The 24,610-nt window shown below is 58.6% G+C and carries 20 protein-coding genes; 9 read left to right on the forward strand and 11 right to left on the reverse strand.

The features are described 5' to 3' along the window. The first annotated feature begins 68 nt into the window (after window positions 1-68). The 3 genes from VGC33_RS03510 to VGC33_RS03520 all read left to right on the forward strand — a co-directional run bounded on the left by VGC33_RS03510 (window position 69) and on the right by VGC33_RS03520 (window position 3,296). A complete protein-coding gene (locus VGC33_RS03510) occupies window positions 69-1,634 on the forward strand; it encodes a sensor domain-containing diguanylate cyclase (protein WP_331119091.1) in 1,566 nt (521 codons plus the stop codon). Between the two features lie 108 nt (window positions 1,635-1,742). Next, entirely contained in the window at window positions 1,743-2,726 is a 984-nt protein-coding gene (gene zntB / locus VGC33_RS03515; protein ID WP_331119248.1) for a zinc transporter ZntB, read from the forward strand. Window positions 2,727-3,104: 378 nt separating this feature from the next. Continuing rightward, the gene (locus tag VGC33_RS03520; RefSeq protein ID WP_331119093.1) at window positions 3,105-3,296 is read left to right on the forward strand and encodes a hypothetical protein; all 192 of its coding nucleotides are present in this window, start codon (window positions 3,105-3,107) and stop codon (window positions 3,294-3,296) included. 5 nt (window positions 3,297-3,301) lie between these two features. Here VGC33_RS03520 and ttcA read toward each other — a convergent pair whose 3' ends face one another. The 3 genes from ttcA to nifJ all read right to left on the reverse strand — a co-directional run bounded on the left by ttcA (window position 3,302) and on the right by nifJ (window position 8,355). Continuing rightward, entirely contained in the window at window positions 3,302-4,225 is a 924-nt protein-coding gene (gene ttcA / locus VGC33_RS03525; protein ID WP_331119095.1) for a tRNA 2-thiocytidine(32) synthetase TtcA, read from the reverse strand. 85 nt (window positions 4,226-4,310) lie between these two features. Next, on the reverse strand, window positions 4,311-4,859 hold the full coding sequence (locus VGC33_RS03530) for a hypothetical protein (protein WP_331119097.1): 549 nt from the start codon (window positions 4,857-4,859) through the stop codon (window positions 4,311-4,313). Then, a complete protein-coding gene (gene nifJ, locus VGC33_RS03535; protein WP_331119099.1) occupies window positions 4,813-8,355 on the reverse strand; it encodes a pyruvate:ferredoxin (flavodoxin) oxidoreductase in 3,543 nt (1,180 codons plus the stop codon). The genes VGC33_RS03530 and nifJ overlap by 47 nt, the downstream gene beginning before the upstream one ends. A 220-nt stretch (window positions 8,356-8,575) precedes the next feature. On the opposite strand from nifJ, the gene VGC33_RS03540 reads away from it, so the two are divergent. Continuing rightward, window positions 8,576-8,815, forward strand: coding sequence for a putative hemolysin (locus VGC33_RS03540; RefSeq protein ID WP_331119101.1), 240 nt, complete (start codon window positions 8,576-8,578; stop codon window positions 8,813-8,815). 221 nt (window positions 8,816-9,036) lie between these two features. Further along, complete coding sequence (locus tag VGC33_RS03545) at window positions 9,037-9,654, forward strand: hypothetical protein (RefSeq protein ID WP_331119103.1); 618 nt, start codon at window positions 9,037-9,039, stop codon at window positions 9,652-9,654. Between the two features lie 61 nt (window positions 9,655-9,715). On the opposite strand, the gene VGC33_RS03550 is transcribed toward VGC33_RS03545, so the two are convergent. Beyond that, a complete protein-coding gene (locus VGC33_RS03550; RefSeq protein ID WP_331119105.1) occupies window positions 9,716-10,708 on the reverse strand; it encodes a 2-hydroxyacid dehydrogenase in 993 nt (330 codons plus the stop codon). Window positions 10,709-10,871: 163 nt separating this feature from the next. On the opposite strand from VGC33_RS03550, the gene VGC33_RS03555 reads away from it, so the two are divergent. Together VGC33_RS03555 and VGC33_RS03560 are read left to right on the forward strand one after the other, a co-directional pair. Continuing rightward, window positions 10,872-13,751 carry a YdbH family protein gene (locus VGC33_RS03555; protein WP_331119107.1) on the forward strand — a complete coding sequence of 960 codons (2,880 nt, stop codon included), beginning with the start codon at window positions 10,872-10,874 and terminating at the stop codon, window positions 13,749-13,751. Then, the gene (locus tag VGC33_RS03560) at window positions 13,748-13,963 is read left to right on the forward strand and encodes a YnbE family lipoprotein (RefSeq protein ID WP_331119109.1); all 216 of its coding nucleotides are present in this window, start codon (window positions 13,748-13,750) and stop codon (window positions 13,961-13,963) included. Before VGC33_RS03555 ends, VGC33_RS03560 begins: the two co-directional genes overlap by 4 nt. Window positions 13,964-14,064: 101 nt before the next feature. Here the strand turns inward: VGC33_RS03560 and VGC33_RS03565 are convergent, their stop codons facing one another. Then, window positions 14,065-14,670 (reverse strand): FMN-dependent NADH-azoreductase, encoded by a 606-nt coding sequence (locus VGC33_RS03565; protein WP_331119111.1) that lies wholly within the window; start codon window positions 14,668-14,670, stop codon window positions 14,065-14,067. Between the two features lie 243 nt (window positions 14,671-14,913). Here VGC33_RS03565 and hrpA point away from each other — a divergent pair, with 243 nt between their 5' ends. Continuing rightward, window positions 14,914-18,801, forward strand: coding sequence for an ATP-dependent RNA helicase HrpA (gene hrpA, locus VGC33_RS03570; protein ID WP_331119113.1), 3,888 nt, complete (start codon window positions 14,914-14,916; stop codon window positions 18,799-18,801). Here hrpA and VGC33_RS03575 read toward each other — a convergent pair. The 5 genes from VGC33_RS03575 to rstA all read right to left on the reverse strand — a co-directional run bounded on the left by VGC33_RS03575 (window position 18,798) and on the right by rstA (window position 22,706). Next, window positions 18,798-19,688, reverse strand: coding sequence for a trypsin-like serine peptidase (locus VGC33_RS03575; RefSeq protein ID WP_331119115.1), 891 nt, complete (start codon window positions 19,686-19,688; stop codon window positions 18,798-18,800). The two genes, hrpA and VGC33_RS03575, sit on opposite strands and share 4 nt — an antisense overlap. 164 nt (window positions 19,689-19,852) lie before the next feature. Continuing rightward, entirely contained in the window at window positions 19,853-19,933 is an 81-nt protein-coding gene (locus VGC33_RS23320) for a small membrane protein YdgU (protein ID WP_524535651.1), read from the reverse strand. Window positions 19,934-20,081: 148 nt separating this feature from the next. Continuing rightward, window positions 20,082-20,426, reverse strand: a complete 345-nt coding sequence (asr, locus tag VGC33_RS03580) for an acid resistance repetitive basic protein Asr (protein WP_331119117.1) — start codon at window positions 20,424-20,426, stop codon at window positions 20,082-20,084. A gap of 244 nt (window positions 20,427-20,670) precedes the next feature. After that, window positions 20,671-21,984, reverse strand: coding sequence for a two-component system sensor histidine kinase RstB (gene rstB / locus VGC33_RS03585; RefSeq protein WP_331119119.1), 1,314 nt, complete (start codon window positions 21,982-21,984; stop codon window positions 20,671-20,673). Beyond that, entirely contained in the window at window positions 21,981-22,706 is a 726-nt protein-coding gene (rstA, locus tag VGC33_RS03590) for a two-component system response regulator RstA (RefSeq protein WP_331119121.1), read from the reverse strand. The genes rstB and rstA overlap by 4 nt, the downstream gene beginning before the upstream one ends. A 207-nt stretch (window positions 22,707-22,913) precedes the next feature. Here rstA and VGC33_RS03595 point away from each other — a divergent pair, with 207 nt between their 5' ends. Further along, a complete protein-coding gene (locus tag VGC33_RS03595) occupies window positions 22,914-23,351 on the forward strand; it encodes a hypothetical protein (protein WP_331119123.1) in 438 nt (145 codons plus the stop codon). 90 nt (window positions 23,352-23,441) lie between these two features. On the opposite strand, the gene ydgH is transcribed toward VGC33_RS03595, so the two are convergent. Then, on the reverse strand, window positions 23,442-24,395 hold the full coding sequence (gene ydgH, locus VGC33_RS03600; protein ID WP_331119125.1) for a DUF1471 family protein YdgH: 954 nt from the start codon (window positions 24,393-24,395) through the stop codon (window positions 23,442-23,444). Window positions 24,396-24,610: the final 215 nt, after the last annotated feature.

The raw sequence follows: 24,610 nt of genomic DNA on the forward strand, positions 1-24,610 counted from the left end.
TTTCCAGTCGGCACCGCAAGGCGACCATCTGTTGCCCGTATACGCAATCCCCTATAATCAAGGAATTGATGGATTATTCATCGAACGGTGCCTTACGTTTGCTGCATAAGGTCGTAAGCCACGCTTCTCTCCTGATCCAGGCCGCCGTTTTTATCGTGGTGGTGGCCTGCGCCATCGTTTTTCTTGCTACCTGGCAAATCTGGAATGCCCATCAGCGCGATCTGCTCAATGCTGAACAAGATTCCGCAAATCTCTCGCGCTCGCTGTCACAGCACGCGGAAGACACTTTTATGCAGGTGGATATTACGCTGCTCGACCTGATGGAACGTCTGCAAACGGACGGCCTGTCGCAGGCGAGGTTGCCGCGTCTGCAAAAAGTCATGAATGAGCAAATTAAACTGCTGCCGCAGCTGCATGGCGAGTTTATCTATGATGCCCAGGGTAATTGGCTGGTCACGGCCGCGGGTATAATACCGCCCAATGCCAATAATGCGGACCGCGAATATTTTCAATATCATAAGACCCATGATGACGATCGTTTGTATATCGGCAAGGTTATCCGCAGCCGCTCGACCGGGGATCTGGTTATTCCCGTGTCGCACCGGATAACCAACCAGGACGGCAGTTTCGGCGGCGTAGCGCTGGCGACGGTCTATGTCAGCTCTTTCCAGCAGTATTACAATCATTTTTCCATTGGGAAAGATACCGCCCTGGTTTTAATGCTGGCGGATGGCACGATTTTATATCGCCGGCCATTTGAAGAAGGCGCCATTGGCCGCAGCATGGCGAAAAGCCAGCTGTTTACCGAGGTGTTGCCACGGGCCAGGTCCGGCAACGCGACGCTGGTTTCTTATTACGATAAGGTGGAACGCGTTTTTGGCTATGCCATGCTGGAACAGTATCCACTGGTGATTGCGGCGGGGTTGTCCAAACGGGAAGTGTTGCGCGGCTGGCGTACCGACAGCATGGTTTTCGCCGCCGGCGGGGTGGGCGTGCTGGCTATTTTAACCCTGCTGGCCTGGGCGCTGCTGCGGCAAATCAGTTTCAGCCTGCGCTCGGAAAAAGACTTGCTGGCGGCGCGGGATTTATTGACCGTATTAAATCAAAAGCTGGCGGTCCAGGCGCTGCATGACGGCCTGACCGGGCTGGCGAACCGGCGGCAGTTTGACATCGTGCTGCAAAACGAAATGCAACGATCCTATCGTGACGCCATGCCGCTGGGGTTAATCCTGCTGGATATCGATTTTTTCAAGAAATATAACGATGTTTACGGTCATGTTTCCGGGGATGAATGTTTACAACGGGTAGGGCAAGCGCTGCTGGCGCTGCCGCATCGGGCAAACGATTTATTGGCGCGCTATGGCGGCGAGGAGTTCGCCGTTATCCTGCCGGGGACGGACCGCCTGGGAGCGCTGGCATTTGCCCGGATGGTCGTCGACAGGGTGCGCGCATTACATATCCCTCATGAAGCCAACCCCTTGGGCGTGGTGACGATCAGCGCGGGGGTCCATGCCGCGGTGCCGCGGATGCCGGAGGAGACCGCCGCCGCGTTTATCCGCAGCGCCGATGCCGCCCTGTACGAGGCCAAAAGCCAGGGCAAAAACCGCGTATGCGGCTTTGGCGCGCAGGCATAGCGGGGGACGCCGGCATCATCTGCCGCGGCCGCTGTTTTTTATTCTTCTTTATATCTTCCCGTTTGACGCTAGACTTGACGGCAGGTTGTGTCGAAAAAGGAAAAAATGTTGGAAGTCATAGATCGCGAAGCCTTGCATATCAATGGGGTAGTCTATGCCGGACAGTTGGACGGCCAGGGCGGCATCACCCCGATCGAAGCCTCTGATATTGCCCAGTGCATCCATCCCTGCTGGCTGCATCTGGATACCGAGCATCAGGCCAGCATGGAGTGGCTGGCCACGTCGCCGCTGATCCCCGATCCGGTGCGCGAATCGCTGGCCGGCATAAGCACGCGGCCGCGGGTTAACCGTATCCCCGAAGGGGCGCTGATCATTTTGCGCAGCATTAACTTTAATACCGAGGAATATCCGGAAGAGTTGATAGTCCTGCGTATCTATATCACGGAAAAACTGATCGTCACCACCCGTAACCAGCCGATTCAGGCGGTCGAGGAGATGCTGGATGAATTGCAGAAAAAGCAGGGTCCGGTGGACAGCGGTAACTGGCTGGTGGACATGTGCGATACCCTGACCGATCACACCAGCGAATTTATTGAAGACATGCACGACCGGATAATCGTACTGGAAAACGATCTGCTGGATCAGCAGATCCCGCCGCGCGGCCAGCTGTCGAAACTGCGTAAGCAGCTTATCGTCCTGCGGCGCTATATGGCCCCCCAGCGGGATGTCTTTGCCCGCCTGGCCAGCGAGCATTTGCCGTGGATGGGAGACGACGACCGCCGGCGCATGCAGGATATCGCCGATCGCTTGGGACGCGGCATCGATGATATCGACGGCGGCATTGCCCGCACGGCGGTGATTGCCGATGAAATCAACTGGCTGACCGCCGAGTCGATTAACCGTCGGGGTTATACCATGTCGCTGATGGCGATGATTTTCTTGCCGACCACGTTCCTGACCGGCCTGTTTGGCGTTAACCTGGGCGGGATCCCGGGCGGGAATATGCGTTACGGCTTCAGTATTTTTTGCCTGGCGTTAATTGTGTTGGTTACCGGTGTTGCCATTTGGTTAAAACGGCGTAAGTGGTTATAGCGTCGCCTGTTCATTCAGGCGCAGCCATCTCACAGATTGCCGAATTATCGTAAAAAAGCCGCGTTAAATTGAGCAATATCAAAAAGCAGGGGGGTGGGATGGGGCATTATCGATCCCGCAGGTGAATGCAACGTCAAGCGATGGGCGTTGCGCTCCATATTGTCTTACTTCCTTTTTTTGAATTATTGCATAGCATATTTAATTCATATAATGCCAGGTTATTGAACCTGGCATTTTTTTTTGCCTTTGTCCGTCAGGACATCAGCCGTGGACAGGGCGGGGATTTGTCCTTAGCACGATTGCCCACTATCCTTAACATGAGTCGGCAGCACATCTGCTGCTTCGCCAAGACCCATTAATGAGGTGGCCAGTATGGATATGACGATGACACCCCCGGGGCGCCTCGCGCCGATGCCGTATAGAATGAGCATACCCGGCGATCCGATACCGAATGAACCCATTCCCACCGATCCCCCGCCAATCCCCAATCCGCTGCCGGATCCGCCGCTGGAGCCGCCCTACAATCCGGACCCGAAGCCTATCCAGGATCCGCCGCCGCATATGTGGTAGCCGCGCTATTTAATCTCCATCACATCGAGTCGCGCGCTGACCGGCGGCAACGCAACGCCATCCTCCGCCAGCCAGCCCGCGGGCTGGTCAGGCAACTGCTGCGGGTCAAACGCCAGGTCGCCGCCGTCAACGACGTCGTCGCCCATCTGTAAGTGCCGGAAATCAAACAGCCCGCCGTCGGCCAAATGAGACGGCACCACATTTTGCATGGCGCGGAACATGGTTTCCAGGCGCCCCGGGTAGAGCTTGTCCCAGTCCCGCAGCATATTGCCTATTACCTGCCGCTGCAGGTTGGGCTGCGATCCGCACAGATTGCAGGGGATAATGGGAAACGCGCGCGCCTGGGCGAAGCGCTCGATATCTTTTTCACGGCAATAGGCCAGCGGGCGTATCACGATGTGCTTGCCGTCGTCGCTCATCAGCTTGGGCGGCATGGCCTTCAGTTTGCCGCCGTAAAACATATTGAGGAACAACGTTTGCAGGATATCGTCGCGATGATGGCCGAGGGCGATCTTGTTGGCGCCAAGCTCGGTGGCGGTGCGGTATAAAATGCCGCGCCGCAGGCGTGAGCAGAGGGAGCAGGTGGTTTTCCCCTCCGGGATCTTATCCTTGACGATGGCGTAGGTATTTTCCGTGACAATTTTATACTCGGCGCCCAATGACTCGAGATAAGCCGGCAGGATATGGGCGGGAAATCCCGGCTGCTTTTGATCGAGGTTGACCGCCACCAGCGAAAAGCTGACCGGCGCGCTTTGCTGGAGATTGCGCAGGATTTCCAGCATGGTGTAGCTGTCCTTGCCGCCGGACAGGCATACCATGATGCGATCGCCGTCCTCAATCATATTAAAATCGGCAATCGCCTGGCCGACGTTGCGGCGCAGGCGCTTTTGTAATTTATTCAGGTTGTACTGTTCTTTTTGGTCGACCACGGTGGTTATGCCTTAAACGTTAACCGGCGCGCCGCCTAGCCCGCGGCGGCGCAGTGTTGGGACTGATGTCGGGGATTGTACGCGATTATGGCGATGACGTTGAACACTTTAAGTCGGGGCTATCCTGCATCAGCCTGAGGTTGATGACCGCCACCGCCTGGTTGCCGCGCTTGATATGGGCTACCAGGATCTCATCGGATTGAGTGAAACGATGGCTGACCCGGACGCGGTAAGACTTGGTCAGCCAGCTGAAAAACCCGCTGTCGTACGCGGCGTCGGCGATATCGCGCCAATTGACGCCGTCGGTGCCTTTGTTCCACGGCAACAGGCCGCGAAACACCCAAACGCCATCATCGTCATAATAAAGCACAAAACGTCTGCGCCAGGCAAAATCGTATATCACCTTGATGATGGCCGCAAACAGGATGCCGTAGCCCACCAGGATAAAATTGGCGTCCCGTGCGGACTGCGACACGATAAGCCCGATGGCGCCCATCGCCATGAACAGTACCACCGGGCGGATATAGGCTACCCATGAGAGATAAAAAATGTCCTGCGCCGGCTGCCGCACTGCCTCGGGATACAGGCTATTCATCCGCGTCGGTTTTACCCGCCATGCGGGCCAGGAAGTCATACTTTACCTTCAGGTCTTTTTCCGCCGCCTGATAAAGGGCGGCGGCCACCTCCGGCTGCTGGGTATTCAGCCGCCGGAAGCGCTGTTCGTTAAGCAGGGTGGCGCTCAAATCGCTGGCGGGCGGACGCGAGTCCAGCGCCAGCGGCAGCTTGCCTTCGTCGACGCGCCGGGGATCAAAACGGTACAGCGGCCAGAAACCGGTGGCGGTCAGCTGGCGCATCTGGTCATGGCTTAACGCCAGGTCATAACCGTGTTCCTCGCACGGGCTATAGGCGATAACCAGCGACGGGCCGGGGTAGGCCTCCGCTTCCTGTATCGCTTTCACCGTCTGGTTCAGCTGCGCGCCCAGTGAAATTTGCGCCACATAGACATGGCCGTACATCATCATGCTGACGCCCAGATCCTTGCGGCTCTTGCGTTTGCCCTGTTCGCCGAATTTGGTCACCGCCCCGAGCGGGGTGGCCTTCGACTGCTGGCCGCCGGTATTGGAATAACATTGGGTATCGAGCACCAGGATATTCACGTTTTCCGTCAGGCTCATCACGTGGTCCAGCCCGCCGAAACCGATATCGTACGCCCAGCCGTCGCCGCCGATAAGCCAGATGGATTTATCCACCAGATAGTCGGCATCCTGCGCCAGCTGGCGCAGGCCGGGGTCGACCTTTTCCCCGCGCAGCAGCGGGCGCAGTTCGTCGCGCAGCCGCGTTATCTGCCCGCGCCGCGCCTCCACCGCCGCGCCGTCGGCGCGCAGCTCCGCCACCAGGGCCGCCGGCAGCAGGGCCGCGTGTTCATCAAGCAAACGCAGCACCCGCCGGCGGTGGTGATCCACCGTCAGGCGAAACCCCAGGCCGAATTCGGCGTTATCCTCGAATAACGAATTGGCCCACGCCGGACCGCGGCCCTCCGCATTGGTGGTATAGGGGGTCGAGGGCAGGTTGCCGCCGTAAATGGACGAACAGCCGGTGGCGTTGGCGATAAGCAACCGATCGCCATACAGCTGGGTGAGCAGCTTGATATAGGGCGTTTCGCCGCAGCCTGAACAGGCGCCGGAGTATTCAAACAGCGGGGTGATCAACTGCGAGGTGCGGATATCGATGCGTTCAAGCTGCGATACGGCCATCTCGGGCAGGTCCAGGAAAAAGTCATAATGGATTTTTTCTTCTTCCACATGCTCGAGACGCGAGGCCATGTTAATGGCCTTGATCGAGGGATCCTGGCGGTCCTTCGCCGGGCAGACTTCGACGCAGAGATTACAGCCGGTACAGTCTTCCGGGGCGACCTGCAGCACATATTTCTGGCCGCGCATATCGCGCGACTTCACGTCCAGCGACGCCAGGCCGGCGGGCGCGGCGTCCATGGCGTCGGGCGCCACGACCTTGGCGCGGATGGCGGCGTGGGGACAGGCGGCGACGCAATGATTGCATTGGGTACATAACGCCGGTTTCCACAGCGGAATCTGTTCGGCGATATTACGCTTTTCCCAGCGGGTGGTGCCGACCGGCCAGGTACCGTCCGGCGGCAGGGCGGATACCGGCAGCGCGTCGCCCAAACCCGCCAGCATGGCGGCGGTCACGGTTTTGACAAAATCCGGCGCGGCGTCGGACACCACCGGCGGGCGCATCGGACTGCGATCGTTGACCTCTTCCAGCGGCACGGCAAACAAGGCCTCGCGCGTGGCGGCCAGCGCCTGCCAGTTGCGCTGGACCAGTTCCTGGCCTTTGCTGCTGTAGCTGCGGGCAATGGCCGACTGCAGCTGCGCCAGGGCGCTGTCCGCGGGCAAAATCGCCGCCAGCTGGAAAAACGCCATTTGCATCACGGTATTGATGCGCGCGCCAAGCTGGCATTCGCGGGCAATCTGCGCCGCGTTAATGATATAGAACCGCGCCTGGCGCGCGTTAAGCAGCGCCTGCACTTCCTGCGGCAGACGCGCCCAAATTTCCGCGACGCCGTAGGGCGTGTTCAGCAAAAAGATGCCGCCGGGACGCAGCCGTTCAACCATTTGGTATTTATCGATAAACTGCGACTGGTGGCAGCCGATAAAATCGGCGTGGCTGATGAGGTAGGCGGAATTAATCGGTTTTTCGCTGACCCGCAGATGGGAAACCGTCAGGCCGCCCGCTTTTTTAGAGTCGTAGACAAAGTAGCCCTGGGCGAACAGCGGCGTGCCGTTGCCGATAATTTTTATATTGTTTTTCGTGGCGGATACCGTACCGTCGCTGCCAAGTCCGTAAAACAAGGCTTCAAGCTTGGCCAGGCGCGGCAAATCCGCCCGCGGCAGCGGCAGGGACAGGTTGGTGACATCGTCGTAGATGCCAACGGTAAAGCGCGGCCTGGGCCTGGGGAGGGACAACTCGTTGAAAATCGCCAGTACGCAGGCCGGATCGAATTCCTTGGACGACAGTCCGTAGCGTCCGCCGATGGTGCGCGGCAGGCTATCCCGTTGTCCCAGGCCGTAGGCTTCCGCCAGCGCGGTCATCACATCCAGGTAAAGCGGTTCGGCCAGCGCACCCGGTTCCTTGGTGCGATCGAGCACCGCGACGGACTTGACGCTCAAGGGGATTTCAGCCAGCAGATGTTCGGCGCGAAACGGCCGGTAAAGACGCACCTTGACGATACCGACCTTTTCGCCCCGGGTCAGCAGGCTGTCAATCACCTCCTCACAGGTGCCGATGGCCGATCCCATCAGGATAATCACGCGCTCGGCCCGGGGATGGCCGTAATACTCAAAGGGGCGATATTGGCGGCCGGTGGCGCCGGCAAAGGCGTCCATGGCCTGCCGCACATGTTCATACGCCTGGTCGTACCAGGGATTGGTGGCCTCGCGCGACTGGAAATAGGTATCCGGATTGGCCGACGTGCCGCGGATAACCGGCCGATCCGGCGTCAGCGCGCGGGCGCGATGGGCGTCAATGGCCGCCTGGGGCAGCAGGCTTTTCAACGTATCGTCGGACAGCGGCGCGATTTTATTGATTTCGTGCGAGGTGCGGAACCCATCAAAAAAATGGATAAACGGCAGCCGGCTGTTGAGACTGGCAATTTGCGCAATCAGCGCGAAATCGCCGGCCTCCTGCACATTGCTGGCGCACAGCATGGCGCAACCGGTCTGGCGCACCGCCATAACGTCCGAATGATCGCCGAAAATGGACAGGGCATGGGTAGCCACGGTACGCGCCGCCACGTGCAGGACAAAGGGGGTGAGCTGTCCCGCCAGTTTGTACAGGGTCGGGATCATCAGCAGCAGACCCTGCGACGACGTAAATGACGTAGACAATGCGCCGGTTTGCAACGCGCCGTGCACCGTGGCGATGGCGCCGCCCTCGGACTGCATTTCCACAACGCGGGGAACATCGCCCCAAATATTGCGGGTACCCACCTCGGACCAGGCGTCCGCCTGTTCGGCCATGGTGGAGCTGGGCGTAATCGGATAAATGGCGATAACTTCATTGATGCGGTAGGCCACCGAAGCGACTGCGTTATTCCCGTCTGTGGTGATCATGCTGTACCTTTTCTGTTTCACGGTTGATAACCCATAAATCATCGGGTTACCCCTAATGGCCGCCAGTATACCAGCAGCAACCATAGGGGATTTTTGCTTTTGTGCGATGATCCGCGCGGATAATTGTAAAACATGGCTTGCCAGGCTCGACGCCGGGACGCGCCGCGACTAGAATGCAAGCTTCAGACTATTCCTAGTAAAATAATTACGGAGCTGATAAATGACGTTTTCACCGTGGTTGATGGCGACATCCGCGCTATTTTTAGTCGCCTGCGCCGGTTCGAACAACGAAGAGCCTGAGCAGATTGCCCAGCAGGCTAACACCGCCAGCCTGCCGCAACGGGTGGAGGTGCCCAATACTCCCCGCTGCATGAACGCGGGCGGCACCATGACCCTGGCGCGCCAGCTCGACGGCACCACGGTGGGCATGTGTCAACTGGCCAACGGCAAGCGTTTTTAACCCGAGGGATAAATGACGGGCATCCCGGCCCGGATAACCCGGTGTCTTGTCGCGCGGCTTATGTCCCCATGGGCAAGAGGTTATTTCCTTAACGATCGGCCAATACCTTCCCGATAGCATTACCGCGCGCGTCTTGATGGCATAACATCACCCTCCTGCTGGCTTCCGCCGTTGACCGGGGGGCTGGGTCTTTGTCTGTCCACCAAGGATGTAACGCTATCATGAACCCTTTTAAAAATTCCTTACCCGCCTGCGCCGGGTATCCTCACGCGCAGCCCGACTTTGCACCACAGGTTACACCCCAAGCGCAAAACCCGCCGACCAGCCGCTGTGCGCCGCGGGTTTTAAGCCGCGCGCCGTACAACGCCAGCCAGCTGTCCATGAAACGAAAAGCCGACACGGCCGGGGAGAACGGCGGCCATGGCGTACCGTCAAAAATCAGGGGCGTTGAAATGCCCGGCGCGCCTATTCCCGCCGCCGACGCCTCACGCGGATCACTCCCCCGCGGCGCTCTGGATGAGCACTTTATTCCGTTTTGCGAAACGATTACGGCGTTGCGCCGGGACGTCGACGCCTTGCAGCGGGAAATGCGGGATGTGGGTTTGGCGGAAATGGCGGCGGCGCAGTTGAATACCCTGCCGCATTTCGACCGGCTGATGGACGTTTTGCACCGGTATATTGAATGGATGCGGAAATGTAATGCGGTATCCCAATCCCTCTCGGCGCAGCAGATTGATAATCTTTATGAAAACCTGTCCACGCTGGGCCTGGATATCAATGCGATGATTCAGGTAATAACTCGAATCGACGCGATCTATACCGGCAATATTAAACCATGATTTTGCCCTGACCCCGGCCGTTCCGGCCCCGAAGCCTGGCCGGAGCCGGAACATCAGCCGATCAGGCGGTCACCAGATTCGGGCAATGCCCGCCCTCGCTCAACAGGCGCAGGTTTTCAAGCGTAACCTCGCCGATGCTGGTCAGCGCTTCCTCGGTCAGGAACGCCTGGTGGCCGGTAAACAGCACGTTGTGACAGGCGGAAAGACGGCGGAACACGTCATCCTGGATCACGTCGTTGGAATTGTCCTCAAAAAACAGGTCGCGCTCATTTTCATACACGTCCATGCCCAGCGCGCCGATTTTTTGTTGTTTCAGCGCCTCGATGGCCGCCTGAGAATCAATCAGGCCGCCGCGACTGGTGTTGATAATCATCACGCCGTCCCTCATCTGCGCGAAGGCTTCCCGGTCGAGCAGATGGTGATTTTCCGGCGTCAGCGGACAGTGCAGGGTAATGACGTCCGCTTGGGCAAACAGGGTTTTCAAATCCACATATTCGGCGCCAAGCTCCAGGGCCTGGGCGCTGGGATAGGGATCAAACGCCAACAGGCGCATACCGAAACCCTTCAGGATGCGCATGGTGGCCACGCCGATTTTCCCGGTGCCAATCACGCCCGCGGTGCGGTTGTGCATATTAAAGCCGATTAATCCTTCAAGTGAGAAATTGGCGTCGCGGGTACGCTGGTACGCGCGGTGAATGCGCCGGTTCAGGCACATCATCAGGCCGATGGCATGTTCCGCCACCGCCTCGGGCGAATAGGCGGGCACGCGCACCACCTGAATGCCAAGCTCCCTGGCCGCCGCCAGATCAACATTGTCAAAGCCGGCGCAGCGCAGCGCCAGCAGTTTTACGCCCAACCCCGCCAAGGCTTCCAGCACGTCGCGGCCGCCGTCGTCATTGACAAAGATACATACCGCATCGCAACCCTCGGCGGTTTTCGCGGTACGCGGGGTCAGTTGAAATTCGAAATACTCCATTTCAAAGCCAAAGTGTTCATTTACTTGGGATAAATATTTATGATCGTAATTTTTAGTACTATAGACAGCTAATTTCATCAGTCCTTCCCCATAAGATCGGTCCACGGCAGCAGGCGGCTGGTTATTACTCAATGTATCCCTTACCCAAGGATAAAAGTACGCGATTGTGCCGTATCGCCTAAAATGATGCCTGGATTATAAGTATGGTATCTTGCAGGCTCCGGGACAATAAAGGAATGTCATGACCGATAAATCTGGCGCAAACAGGCGCAAAGGCCGTTTTTTACGCCGTTCCGGCCTGGTTGCCCTGTTCCTGCCGGCGCTTATAGTGCTGCCGCTGGTCGCCGGGTGGTATTTTGTACCGCTCTGGCTGCCGGTGGCGGCACGGATGATCCTGCCCGCCGACGTGAGCATCAGCCTCGGAGGCCGTCCCGGCTGGCATCAGGGCGCGGTTTTCCTGCCCGGCTTCGTTTTGCAACGTCCGTCCTGCGCGTGGATAACCGGCCAGGATATCAGCGTACGACGCCAGGGCGGGGCATGGCGCATCCTCGCCGGACAGATCGGGGTGGACAGCGCCTGCGGCGCGGCCCGCGCGCGGGAGGAGGAACGCGGCGAACCGCTGACCTGGGCAACCATCGAACAGGCCCTGCCGCGCTTTACGCTGGATATCGGCCGCCTGGTGGTGGCGCCCTGGCAGGCCTATGCCGGCGGACTGGAACTGGAGCATCTTGCCGGCGGCACCCGGGCATATTATCACAATGAACATCTGCGCCTGTCCTTGTCGTTGCGCGACCGCCAACTGTCGATAAACGAATTAACGTTTACCGGCGCGGACGCACCGGCAGCATCGACCTTGCCGGCGCTGCCGGTCTTTAACGCTCCCTTCGGCTTACAGAACCCCGCCCCGGCGGCGTTAACCACCGCGCCGCCCCATACCGCCGCCGGCGCCATGCCCGGCGAGGACCGGGGTCACAGCGGCCGGGACGCCGGGGCCGCAACCGGCGCTCAGGCGCCGGCGGCCATCGTCCCCGCGCAGCCCGCGTTATTCTCGGGGGCGCTACGCATCGGGTTAACCGGCGGCATGACGCTGTCGCCCCAGGTGATGATGCCGCCGGAACAGGGTGAACTGACCGCCGGCCTGGTGTTGCCCGACGGCACGCCGCTGAGCGCCGCCATCAGTTGGCGGCAGCGGCAGGGGATATTATTGCTGACGGATGGACGAACCGATATCAGGCTGGCGCGGTTGCCCTGGCGGATAGCCGGCGACGACCTGCTGATTACCGAGGGGGAATGGCGCTGGCCCTATGCCACCCAGCCGTTGTCGGGCAATATCGCCATCACCCTGGCGCATTGGCTTGACGGTCCCGATGCGCTGGGATTAACGGCGCGCATGAATATGCTGACCCAGGGGCTGCGCGGCAAAGCCAATGCCGTGCTGACCGTCGGGCCAGGCCCGCTGCGCCTGATGAATAATGCGCTGGATTTTCGTTTTACCGGCACGGCGAACCTGGGTGGGCTGTCGATAAGCGCGTCGATTCCAGGCCAGATGCGGGAAACACTGGCCGACCCAACGCTTGCGATGCTGCCCGGGGCGTTATTGCGGGTCACGGGACCGATTTCCCAGGTATTGAGCATTAACAGCGCCCGTTTGCCGCTGGCCGGGGTGCGGGTCTCGTCGCGGGGCCTGAGCGGGCGCTTGCAGGCCATTTTACAGGCCGATGCGCCCGGCTACGGGCGATTCACCCTGCATATGGACGGACGCGCATTGGATTTTCTGCCCGATACCGGCGAATGGCGCTGGCGTTATTGGGGCGGCGGCAACCTGACGCCGTTCGGGGCGCGGTGGGATATCAAGGGGCGTGGTTCCTGGCTGGCGGATACGATTGAATTGACGGAATTATCCAGCGGTCTCAATCATATCAGCTACGGCCTGGCGGAGGTCGCCGTTCCGCGCCTTACGCTTACCGCGCCGCTGCGCTGGCGCCGCAATGAGCATAATCCGGCGTTTAGCGGCGCGCTGCGGATCAATGCCCGCCGGATAGACATCGCGCATGGCGGCTATTTGCCCCAACCGGATCTGACGCTGAATTTATCCGGCGCCACGCCGCAGGATTTTCTGTGGCGGGGCCAGCTCCAGGCCGGCGCTATCGGGCCGGTGCGCCTGAACGGCCGCTGGGACGGCAATCGTCTGCGCGGCCAGGCCTGGTGGCCGAAACAACCCCTGCGGGTGTTTCAAACTCTCTTGGCGCCGGATTTGCGCATTACCCTGCGCGACGGGCAGTTCAACGCGCAAAGCGCGTTTTCCGCCGCTATCGGACAAGGCTTCCTTGCCGGCGGGCATGCCACCGTCAGCCAGGGGGAGGCATGGTCCGGTGAAAATCATCTGCTGGGGGTGGCGCTCGGCCTCTCTTATCGTTTACAGGACAACCGCTGGCAGTTGGGGGTAAAACAGCCCGTCAGCCTGCGTATTGACTCAATTATCACGCCTGTGGTGCTGAAGAACCTGGCGATAGGGCTGCAGGGATATTACCCTTATGACAAGCGCCGTCCGCTGACGCTCACCGGCGTGGACGTGGACGCGCTGGGCGGCAGGATACATCTTACGCCGCTCAGCCTGCCGCAGCGCGACGCCGCGGTGCTCAGCGTCAAATCCATCGAGATGAGCGAGCTGATTACCGCGCTTAAGCCTAAGCAGTTTGCCGTTTCCGGCCGGGTCAGCGGCGAACTGCCGCTGCATTTTAACGATCCGGCGGGGTACGTCCGCCGCGGTTGGGTCGCGGGCGACGGCACGATGGCGTTAAGGCTGGATAAACAATTCGCCGATGCCATCGGCAGCCGCAACCTGGCGACCGGCGCGGCCATCAATTGGCTGCGTTACATGGAAATCAGCCGCTTGCGGGCGGATGTCAACGTTAGCCGTGACGGCGAACTGGATTTACTGGCGCATTTTATCGGCACCAATCCGCAAATCAATGCCCGACGCGAGGTCAGGCTGAATTATCACCATCAGGAAAATATTTTTATGCTGTGGCGCAGCCTGCGCTTTGGTCCCAATGTGGAACAGGCCCTGGAAAAACAGGCCACCGCCGCACCCGCCGGAACAGCAAGGAGAGAAAAATGAAAACAGGATACAGGCTGGCCGGACTCCTGCTGGCGCTCGGCACCGGCGCCTGCGTGCCGCGCATCGAGCTGGCGATGCCCAGCGAGCCGATTACCATTAATATGAACGTGAAAATCGAACACGCCATTACCATCGAGGCGGATAAGCAAAGCGTGGCGCTGCTGCAACCGACGCTGTGCCAGGCAGGGCGGCAGTGCCCGCCGGCGAAATAAAAAAACGCCGCCGGCGCAACCTTCTGTGCGGCGACACCAAGCCTGCCGCCGGTGAAACCCTTGCCGAGGCGACATTAAGCCTGCCGCCGGCAAGCGCCCTCTCAGGCGGCGATAAACTGGCTGATGGCGATTTTGGCCTCTTCCTGCGCCTTGCCGGCCACTTCCGGACCGTAGGCCACGCCTTCGGCAAACACGAATTGCACGTCGGTGATACCCAGGAAACCCAGCATCAGGCGCAGGTAAGACGTCACCAGATCGCTCGGGGTGTCTTTATGGATGCCGCCGCGGGTGGTCAGGATCACCGCTTTTTTGTTTTTCACCAGACCTTCAGGGCCTTGCTCGCTATAGCGGAAGGTTACGCCGGCGCGGGCGATAAGGTCGATATAGTTCTTCAACTGGGTAGAGATGTTAAAGTTATACATCGGCGCGGCAATCACGATCACATCGTTGGCCTGCAGTTCATTAATCAATTCATCGGATAAATCCAGCGCTTCCTGCTGACGCGGCGTCAGGGTCGCGTCAGCCGGGCGCAAGGCTCCGACCAGTTCGCCGTCCAGTACCGGCACCGGCTGGGCGGCCAGATCGCGCAGCGTAATCTGGTCGCCGCCATGGGTTTCACGCCACTGTTCGATAAAAAAATCGGCCAATTGATTGGATTGGGAAAACGTGGCCAGAATACTTGATTTAAGAATTAACACTTTGCTCATTAGATGTTCCTTATAATTCAACAGGTCGATAACCCTCAGGCGTTGAGAAACACTGTATTGATTAACCCCGCTCAGTGATAGCGCAATAATTCGAGTTGTTTGTTCGAATTTCCTGAACGATGGGAAAGGCGGCTAAACCGGCGGCGCGGATATGGTAAACTAATGCCATAAGCACATTCCCTTCGGGCCGGAACAGCGCCAGTATCCGGCCGTGGTATAAGGCGCAGTATAAGGAAAGGTATCGTGAAGTCATCGCTGGCGGCACTGTCCGCTTCGCTGGAATCGGTTATGATCCGCGATAAAACAGTTTTACAAAGACGCCTGCAGGGGGCGCGGAAAGAGGCCCGTCCGGAGGCGCAAACCGCCATCGCCGAGCAAATCGCCGCCGATATCCGGGCGTCGGCGCAACGGGCCGCGAACCGCCTGGCCGCCCGTCCGGCCATTACGTATCCGGAAAACCTGCCGGTCAGCCAGAAACGTCAGGATATTCTCCAGGCGATCCGCGATAACCAGGTGGTGATCGTCGCCGGCGAAACCGGCTCCGGCAAGACCACCCAGATACCGAAAATCTGCCTGGAGCTGGGGCGCGGCATTACCGGTCTTATCGGCCATACCCAGCCCCGGCGCCTGGCGGCGCGCAGCGTGGCCGATCGTATCGCGCAGGAACTGGCGGTGCCTTTGGGCGGGGCGGTGGGCTATAAGGTCCGTTTTAACGATCAGATAAGCGACAATACCCTGGTCAAGCTGATGACCGACGGTATCCTGCTGGCGGAAATCCAGCAGGATCGGCAATTATTGCAGTATGACACCCTGATTATCGACGAAGCGCACGAACGCAGCCTGAATATTGATTTTATCCTCGGTTACCTGCATCAGTTATTGCCGCGCCGCCCGGATTTAAAAGTGATTATCACTTCGGCGACCATCGATCCGCAGCGTTTTTCCCGCCATTTCAATAACGCGCCGATTATCGAAGTCTCCGGGCGCACCTATCCGGTTGAGGTACGCTATCGGCCGGTGGTGGAAACGGAAGACGACGGCGATCGCGATGTATCCCAGGCCATTTTTGACGCGGTGGACGAGTTAAGCCGCGAGAAGCCGGGGGATATCCTGATCTTTATGAGCGGCGAGCGGGAAATACGCGACACCGCCGACGGCCTGAACAAGCTGAACCTGCCCCATACCGAGGTGCTTCCGCTTTACGCCCGCTTATCCAATAGCGAACAGAACCGGGTGTTCCAGTCGCACAGCGGCCGGCGTATCGTGCTGGCGACCAACGTGGCGGAAACCTCGTTAACCGTGCCGGGCATAAAATATGTCATCGATCCCGGCACCGCGCGCATCAGCCGCTACAGTTTCCGCACCAAAGTGCAGCGGCTGCCCATCGAGGCGATATCCCAGGCGTCCGCCAATCAACGCAAAGGGCGCTGCGGCCGTACCTCCGACGGTATATGCATTCGGCTGTATTCCGAGCAGGACTTTCTGTCGCGGCCGGAATTCACCGATCCCGAAATTCTGCGCACCCATCTGGCCTCGGTCATTTTGCAGATGACCGCGCTTGGCCTGGGAGATATCGCCGCCTTCCCGTTTGTGGAGGCGCCGGACAAACGGCAGATCCAGGACGGCGTGCGCTTACTGGAGGAACTGGGCGCGCTGGCGGAGGGATCCGAGCGCGGCTATCGCCTCAGTCCGTTGGGCCGCCAACTGGCGCAACTGCCGCTTGACCCGAGGCTGGCCAGAATGGTGCTCGAGGCGCGAAACAACGCCTGCGTGCGCGAAGTGATGGTTATCGCCGCGGCGCTGTCCATCCAGGATCCGCGCGAGCGGCCGATGGATAAAAAGCAAGCCTCCGACGAAAAACATCGCCGCTTTGCCGATAAGGAATCGGATTTCATCGCCTTCGTCAATCTGTGGGATTATATGCAGGAGCAGCAGAAGACGCTGACCTCCAGCCAGTTCCGCCGCCAGTGCCGGGTTGATTTTCTCAGCTACCTGCGGGTACGCGAATGGCAGGACGTCTACACCCAGCTGCGCCAGACGGTAAAAACCCTTGGCCTGCCGGTCAATACCCAGCCCGCGGACTATCGCGGCCTGCACTGCGCCCTGTTATCGGGACTGCTTTCCCATATCGGGCAAAAAGATGCTGAAAAGCAGGAGTACACCGGCGCGCGCAACGCCCGGTTCGCTATCTATCCCGGTTCGGGCCTGTTTAAAAAACCGCCAAAATGGACCATGGTGGCCGAACTGGTGGAAACCACCCGTCTGTGGGGACGGATTGCCGCGCGCATCGACCCGGAATGGATTGAGCCGCTGGCCCCGCACCTGGTCAAAAGCAGCTACAGCGAGCCGCATTGGGAAAAGGCGGCCGGCGCGGTCATGGCGGTGGAAAAAGTCACCTTGCTGGGGCTGCCCATCGTGGCGGGCCGCAAGGTCAATTACAGCGCCATTGACCCGGCGCTGTGCCGCGAGCTGTTTATCCGCTTTGCGCTGGTGGAAGGCGAGTGGCAGACCCGCCATGCGTTTTTCCATGCCAACCGCAAGCTGCTGACGGAAGTGGAGGAACTGGAGCATAAATCACGCCGCCGCGATATCCTGGTGGATGACGAGACGCTGTTTGCCTTTTACGACCGGCGCATCGGCGCGGACGTGGTGTCGGCCCGGCATTTTGACACCTGGTGGCGCGACGCGGCCAAACAGGACCCCGATCGGCTTAACTTTGAAAAAAGCATGCTGATTAATCCGGGCGCGGATGCGATAAGCGCCCTGGATTATCCTAACGTCTGGCACCAGGGCAATTTGAAATTAAAGCTTAGCTACCAGTTCGAACCGGGCGCCGACGCCGACGGCGTCACGGTACATATTCCGCTGCCGGTGCTTAACCAGGTGACCGCCGCCGGGTTTGACTGGCAGATCCCGGGCGTACGCCGGGAGCTGATCATTGCGCTGATTAAATCACTACCGAAACCGTTACGCCGTAACTTTGTCCCGGCGCCCAATTATGCCGACGCCTTCCTCGGCCGGGTCACGCCCGCCGACGGCCCGCTGCTGGATACGCTGGAACGCGAGTTCAAGCGCATGGCCGGCGTGGCCATCGATCGCGACGCCTGGCAATGGGACCAGGTGCCCGATCACCTGAAGGTCTCGTTCCGGGTGGTGGATGATAAACGCAAGACGCTGGGGGAAAGCCGCGATCTCGACGCGCTTAAGCTACAGCTCAAGGATAATGTGCAGCAAACTTTATCCGCCGTGGCCGACGACGGCCTTGAGCAGCGTGATTTGCACCTGTGGAGCTTCGGCGATTTGCCCGAACGCTATGAGCAAAAAAGAGGCGGTTATTCGCTCAAGGCCTATCCGGCGCTGGTGGATGAAAAAGACAGCGTGGCTATCCGCCTGTTTGAAACCGAGCACGACCAGCGCCGGGCGATGTGGCAGGGCATCCGGCGCCTGCTGCTGATCAACATCCCCTCGCCGATAAAATATCTGCATGAAAAATTACCGAACAAAGCCAAGCTGGGGCTATATTTCAACCCGTTCGGCAAAGTGATGGAACTGATTGACGACTGCATCATCTGCGGCGTCGACAAGCTCATCGAGCAGCGCGGAGGATTGATATGGCGGGAAGAGGAGTATGCCGGACTGCAGGAATACGTTCGCGCCAACCTGAACCCGACGGTGGTGGAAATTGCCGGGCAGGTGGAGCAGATCCTGACGGCGGTGTTCGCCATTAACAAGCGGCTTAAAGGACGGGTGGATATCAGCCTGGCCCTGGCGTTGTCGGATATCAAGGCGCAGCTGGGCGGCCTGGTGTATCGCGGTTTCGTCAGCGGCAACGGCTGGAAACGGTTGCCGGACACACTGCGTTATCTGCAGGCGCTGGAAAGGCGGCTGGAAAAACTGGCCAACGACGTGCATCGCGATCGCGCCCAGATGTTAAAGGTCGAACAGGTGCAGCAAACCTGGCGGCAGTGGCTGGATAAGCTGCCGCCGCTGCGGCGCGAGGATGAGGATGTCCGGGAAATCCGCTGGATGATAGAGGAGCTGCGGGTCAGCTATTTTGCCCAGCAGCTCGGCACGCCTTATCCCGTATCGGAAAAACGCATTCTGCAGGCCATGGAGCAAATACAGCCCTAATGCGCGAACCGGGCGTCTTGCGGTCCATGGCCCGGGACCGCTTGTGCGGCCGGGGTGGTCGCGCCGCCATCGCGTTTGCCGCGACGGGTCGATTCGGCAAGCGCCGACAGTTTGTCCTGGATGGCGGTAACCGCCAGCGCGCGGTTATCCGCCCGATAACGGTCCTTGCCCTGCGGGGCGGAACTCTGAATGGCGATCAAGCGCCAGCCGGTAAGGGTATACAGCATTAACGGCGAACCGCTGTCGCCCGGCAGGGTATTGCAGCGATGGGATAAAACCTCCGCCTGCGCCCAGCCTGTCACCTGGCAATCCTGATGGCGATATAGCGTATCCAGGTGATCCTCGGGATACCCGGCCTGGGTTACCTGGCGATTGACCTGCTTGAGCTGTAGGGTCAGTTCCTGGTGGTCGCCCTGCCATAGAGGCATCGGTTTGATTTTCTTGAAGGTTTTAGCCAGACGAATCAGGGCGAAATCGTACGCGGCCGCGTCCGGCGGCACTATCCAGCCGTCGCCGGACGGTTTCAGGCGTTGCCCCAGTTGTTTATCCACCAGGGTTTCAATGGCGCTGGTCTGATAACGCCAGAGCTGGTTTTCCGCCACGAAACGCAGCATCACCGCTTTATCGATAACGCCGCCCGCGGTCAGCACGCAATGACCGGCGGTCAACGCCAAATGCGGGGAAATCAGGGTGGCGGTGCACAGGTTGCCGCTGGCGGTCTCCACCTGGCCGATAGCCTGCCATGGCCACTCGTCCGGTTGGCTCACCTCTTGGCGATGATCGTGACCGAAAAACAGCGCTTTTTGCTCTTTGCTTAGCGCGGCCGACGCGGCGTTCAGGGTAGAAAGGGGCAACAGGCACCACAGCAACAGCGGAACAATACGCATAAACAAGCTTGCCTTATGATAAGTGCTGATATCATCCATGAAAAATATTCTCTCAATATAGCTTAAAACCCGGGATATATAGAGAAAAATCGTTGTGTTTCAGCACGCTAAAACGAATCGCCGTAGATGGGAAAAGTACGGTGACGACCGGCAAGGGAGGGGGATTAAATAAAAAAGAAGGCGCTGACCACCGCGCAAATAATCAGGCAACCAAGAATGATTTCATACATATAGCGGCGCAGCATAGACGAAACCTTAAGAAACCGACACCCGGCGAACCGGGTGTCGGTGAGTCAATAACAATGCGCTAAAATGACTATTTCATCAGCTCTGACAGCCGGCTTTCCAACTCCGGCCTGAATGGCGATACCGCCGGTTCAGGCGCGGCGCATCTTAAGATGCTGGAGTGGTGGTGGCAGCGGCAGCGGCCGGAGCGGCTTTCTTATGCTGCACTTTTTTCACGTGTTTTTTAGCGGCTTGGGCAGTCTGCGCCGGGGCGGCTTTCTTGACTTTCTTCACGTGTTTTTTAGCGGCCTGGGCAGTTTGCGCAGGGGCGGCTTTCTTCACTTTCTTCACGTGTTTCTTGTGAGTAGTCGTGGTGGTTTTAGCCGGTGCGGCGGTGGTGGTGGTAGTGGTGGTCGCTGCAGGAGCGGTAGTGGTGGACGTCGTGTCAGCGGCAAACGCAGCGGTGGACAATCCCATGGCGGCAGCAATAACCAGTGCAAGTACTTTTTTCATTGTCAAATCCTCAGAATTGCGGTTTCTATTTACAACCCCGATTCGGGGCCGGTGAAGCTACAATAGGGATTAACCGCCGCGTTGTCCGTGAGTGTTTGGTTTCGGCGTGTAACCTAATGTACGGCGGAGCGGAACGCCGGTGTACCAGGGTGATCTCGCTATTTTAGTTACAACATCCAATACGGGTGGTTATCACGCCCACATCGGCAACCGAGACCGCCTGTCATCACGCAGGCCGGGCAGGCTACAATGGGCTTTTAAGCGCCGGCGGGCCGGATGTGCCCAGCTTTATCGGCCAGCGGTATAAAAAGCTGGCTCCGCCTAATGGACTTTCGTTCACCGTGACCTGGCCTTCGTGCGCCAGGGCGATGGAGCGCACGATCGCCAGCCCCAGCCCACAGCCGCCGGTGGTGCGGTCCCTGCTGGGATCGAGCCGGACAAAAGGCTCGAAAACCCGCTGGCGCTCTTCCTCGGGGATACCCGGGCCATCGTCGTCAACCTGCAGGAAACCAAAGCCCTTTTCGATGCCGAGCCTGACTATCACCGCCTCACGGCAATAACGCAGGGCGTTGTTCACCAGGTTATCCAGGACCCGTTCCATTAAACGCGCATCGACCTGGCCGAAATTGCCGGGGGCGGCGATCTCCTGGCCGATTATTCGTTCAGGGTGCAATAACCTGATATCCTTGAGTTTTTCCGTCAGCCAGCCCGGCAAGTCCATCGGGGCCAGGTTCAGCGTGACCTGCGGCCGGTCCAGCCGGGCGAAGGTTAACAATTCGTCTATCAAGCCTTCCAACTGGCTGACGTCATGATTAAGACGTTCCTGCTCCGAGGTGGACAGGCCTTCACTCATGGCCAGCCGATAGCGGAGCCGCACCAAGGGCGTGCGCAGTTCATGGGCGATATTATCGATAAGCAGTTTTTTACTGGCAATCAAGGTATTCACATTGTCCGCCATCTGGTTAAACGCCACCCCGAGACGCAGCAGGCTCGATGCGCTGTCAAAATGAATGCGCTCATCCAGGAACCCCGCCCCCAGCCGCTGGGCCGCCGTTTCCAGCCTCAGCATGTCTTGCCAGTGCGGCCGCATCCAGATAAATACCGGAAACGCCAGTGACAGCCCGATAAAGACCAGCAGCGCCAGATCCAATAACCGCATTTCATGGATAAAAAACAAATAGGGAATAGGGCCGACGGCCAGCACATAATTGCTGCGCGGTATGCGCTGGATAAAGGTGTATTCATCGTCCAGGGCGACAATTTCGCCGCGTTTGAGGCGCAGATCGTCATGCGCATTCAACTGGTATTTTTTCAGCGGTTCAATGTGCAGTTTGAACGACAGGTTCAGGTCCAGCTTGTTGATGGTTTTATTCCAATCGCGCGGCGGGGTGGCCCGCAGTTCGTTGCGCATCAAATAAATCGAGCTTTTCATCAGGTCGTCCATCGACTTCCTGCCGGCGCGTTCGGCCGTCACCTTATATACCAGTCCGACCAGTAAGGTCATGACCAGGAAGCAGACGAACAGCAGCAGGTAGAATTGAATGAACAGTTTCCTCATGACCCGGTCTTCTCCCAGGCATTCGGCGCGAACAGGTAGCCTTTGTTGCGCACGGTTTTGATGCGGAACGGTTCCAGCGCGTTATCATAAAGTTTTTTACGCAAACGGGAAATGGCCACGTCGATACTGCGGTCCAGTCCATCATAACTTACGCCGCGCAGCGTCTTCAGCAGAGCCTCGCGATCCATAATATGGCCGGCATGGGTGGCAAGTTCCCATAACAGCTCAAAATCCGAGGTCGACAGCAGGATGGTCTCCGCGCCCAAAATGACCTCGCGATTAATCAGGTCGATGCTCAGCAGGCCGAAGTGCAAAACGCTGCCGGACGCGGCCGGCGTCTGGGCGGCGGGGCGCGGGATCAGTGGGTTCTGTCGCAGGTGCAGGCGCAGGCGCGCCAACAGAACCGCCGGCGGCGTCGTTTTTAGAATATAGTCGTTCGCCCCCATCTCCAGGGCCAGGATATGATTCATATCGCTGTCCAGGGAGGTCAACAGCACGATCGGACCGTTGTATACCGGGCGTAGATCGCGGCAAATGGTCATGCCGTCCTTGCCGGGCAAAAGGATATCCAGCAGCACCAGATCGGGATTAAGGCGGGTTATCACCTCCTGCGCCCGGTCGCCGCGGGGTTCTATGGTCACCTCGAAGTCGTGTTTACTTAACCACGCTGCTATCAGGTTGCCGACCTCGGTATCATCTTCAACAAAAACGATCGTGTTCATAACGCCAATAATCTGCTTGAAAAAAGGGAAGGGTCATCGGTTGCCGCCATGAGCATACCGCCTGTATCGATGTTGCGCTATCGGATAAGCGTTAATGGTTTTTACCGGCGCTCATTCGCCTATTATTGATCCCGATATGCTATAGTTATCGCCACTTTTTCGATCATGGGCATCCAACTTCGGTTGGTCACGAGAGGAACAGGCTAGATGGCTAATCATCTGCTTGCCACTGCCGGTCAAGGCGAAAAACTCTGCTTTGATTATACGAATTACCTGTCGGCAAGTTGCAAAAAACGCTGGAGTTTCATCGACGCGATTTATGGCGTAATGCCTATTTTCGGCATCGTCACCAAAACCCCGCAGCGGTCTGTCAATACGCGGCAGGAGTTGCTGAAAGCCCTGGCGCTGCAGGTACTCTCCACCCAGGTCAATGATGAAACCAATGTCATCAGGCTGATTGCCCTGGCGCAACAGCAGGGTATCGGGCAGTTTGATATCACCTTGCCGTATTCGCTCGATAGCGCGCAGCTCGGCGTAATCCAGCGGGAGTTCGGCGAGCGGCTGCTGCTCAATCAGCATGACGAGCGCCTGTCCGTGGAGCTGCCGCTGTCAAGTGAAAACCCCGCCGCCTATTGCCCTCAATAAAAATGGGCAAGTTTCCTTGCCCACCTTGTCGCGCTTCATTTTCCCCGCCCATCGCCCCGCCCAACGTCTGCGATCGGATGAGCCGGTGTGCTATTTGAACAAATCGGCGCTGACGGTCAGGTTGCCGCCGCTCTGGTTCTGTTCCCATTGGCGGGTGATGTGATAGTACTTGGCGCCTTTTTTCGCGCCGAGGCGGGCGACTTCATGCGCCACGTCGGTGGAGCTGTTGTAGTGCCCGGTGAAGGTCACCGAGTCGAAAGGCACCATTTGCGCGGCGGTGATCTTGTTGACTTCCTGCACCTTGGTGCCGTCGGGCAGCGTTACGGTGTAACGGCCGCCGGTGGTGGACTGGGTTTCATAGAAACGGCCTACGGTACGGCTTGGCGACTCGGAAGAGGCCACCCCCGGGATTTCCACCTTGGCGGCGGCGGCGCCGCCGGCGGCCAGGGCGGCTTTACCCGCCTGCGAATCGGCCGGGATGGCGTCCGGGCTTTGCACTACGCGTTTGGCGGCGTCGGCTTTATAGACATAGGCGGTAACATACTGATTGCCGCCTTCGTTGGCGTCGATCTGGCGAACGATATAAAAGGATGCCGCTCCCTTGGCCTGGGCGGCTTTGGAAATTGCATCGTTGATATCGGGCTGGCTATGGAAAAAACCTTTGACGCTGACCGTATCATAAGGCTCCAGCAGGTTGGCCTCCTGGCGCGGCAGCTCTTTCACCCCATTGAAATAACGGTATTTTGTTTCCTGCGAGGCGGCAGGGGCGTCCTTATGGTACAGGTCCGCGGTGACGCGCCAGTTGCCGCTGTTATTGGCGTCGTTAATGCCCTGGATATAATAGGCATAGGCACCCTTGGCGTCGGCGCGGCGTGAAATTTCGTCGGCGGCGTCGCCGATGGCGTTAAACCGTCCGGTAATGGTAATCCTGTCAAACGGCTGCAGACTGGCGGCTTTTTCCGGCGTCAGCTCTTGGGCTGCCTGCGCGGATAAGGCGGTCAATGTGAGTAATGCAGAGACCAAAAATGTGTTCTTCAGCTTCATAAACAATCCTTTCGACAAACGCTTTCAGGCTAAACATGCTGAACTGTTGATGTATAACAGATTAGCTGGCGATTATGGCATGTAATAATGGTGAGTGTCTCAGCAATTTATGTCACTGTGCATAACAATTACTTGAGCAGGGGCAAACAGTACGTCATTTTTATGCGAAAATGCTGTTTGCCAGCACAAAATATAGACCAGTGAAACTATTTTAA

This window comes from Acerihabitans sp., assembly GCF_036398755.1.
Taxonomy (GTDB): domain Bacteria; phylum Pseudomonadota; class Gammaproteobacteria; order Enterobacterales; family Enterobacteriaceae; genus Acerihabitans.

Excerpts from the sequence above, each read along its gene's own strand:
- VGC33_RS03510 (WP_331119091.1), top strand. The coding sequence starts at position 69 with ATGGATTATTCATCGAACGGTGCCTTACGTTTGCTGCATAAGGTCGTA.
- VGC33_RS03520 (WP_331119093.1), top strand. The coding sequence starts at position 3,105 with ATGACGATGACACCCCCGGGGCGCCTCGCGCCGATGCCGTATAGAATG.
- VGC33_RS03530 (WP_331119097.1), bottom strand. The coding sequence starts at position 4,859 with ATGACTTCCTGGCCCGCATGGCGGGTAAAACCGACGCGGATGAATAGC.
- nifJ (WP_331119099.1), bottom strand. The coding sequence starts at position 8,355 with ATGATCACCACAGACGGGAATAACGCAGTCGCTTCGGTGGCCTACCGC.
- VGC33_RS03540 (WP_331119101.1), top strand. The coding sequence starts at position 8,576 with ATGACGTTTTCACCGTGGTTGATGGCGACATCCGCGCTATTTTTAGTC.
- VGC33_RS03545 (WP_331119103.1), top strand. The coding sequence starts at position 9,037 with ATGAACCCTTTTAAAAATTCCTTACCCGCCTGCGCCGGGTATCCTCAC.
- VGC33_RS03550 (WP_331119105.1), bottom strand. The coding sequence starts at position 10,708 with ATGAAATTAGCTGTCTATAGTACTAAAAATTACGATCATAAATATTTA.
- VGC33_RS03555 (WP_331119107.1), top strand. The coding sequence starts at position 10,872 with ATGACCGATAAATCTGGCGCAAACAGGCGCAAAGGCCGTTTTTTACGC.
- VGC33_RS03560 (WP_331119109.1), top strand. The coding sequence starts at position 13,748 with ATGAAAACAGGATACAGGCTGGCCGGACTCCTGCTGGCGCTCGGCACC.
- VGC33_RS03565 (WP_331119111.1), bottom strand. The coding sequence starts at position 14,670 with ATGAGCAAAGTGTTAATTCTTAAATCAAGTATTCTGGCCACGTTTTCC.
- VGC33_RS03575 (WP_331119115.1), bottom strand. The coding sequence starts at position 19,688 with ATGCGTATTGTTCCGCTGTTGCTGTGGTGCCTGTTGCCCCTTTCTACC.
- VGC33_RS23320 (WP_524535651.1), bottom strand. The coding sequence starts at position 19,933 with ATGCTGCGCCGCTATATGTATGAAATCATTCTTGGTTGCCTGATTATT.
- asr (WP_331119117.1), bottom strand. The coding sequence starts at position 20,426 with ATGAAAAAAGTACTTGCACTGGTTATTGCTGCCGCCATGGGATTGTCC.
- rstB (WP_331119119.1), bottom strand. The coding sequence starts at position 21,984 with ATGAGGAAACTGTTCATTCAATTCTACCTGCTGCTGTTCGTCTGCTTC.
- rstA (WP_331119121.1), bottom strand. The coding sequence starts at position 22,706 with ATGAACACGATCGTTTTTGTTGAAGATGATACCGAGGTCGGCAACCTG.
- VGC33_RS03595 (WP_331119123.1), top strand. The coding sequence starts at position 22,914 with ATGGCTAATCATCTGCTTGCCACTGCCGGTCAAGGCGAAAAACTCTGC.
- ydgH (WP_331119125.1), bottom strand. The coding sequence starts at position 24,395 with ATGAAGCTGAAGAACACATTTTTGGTCTCTGCATTACTCACATTGACC.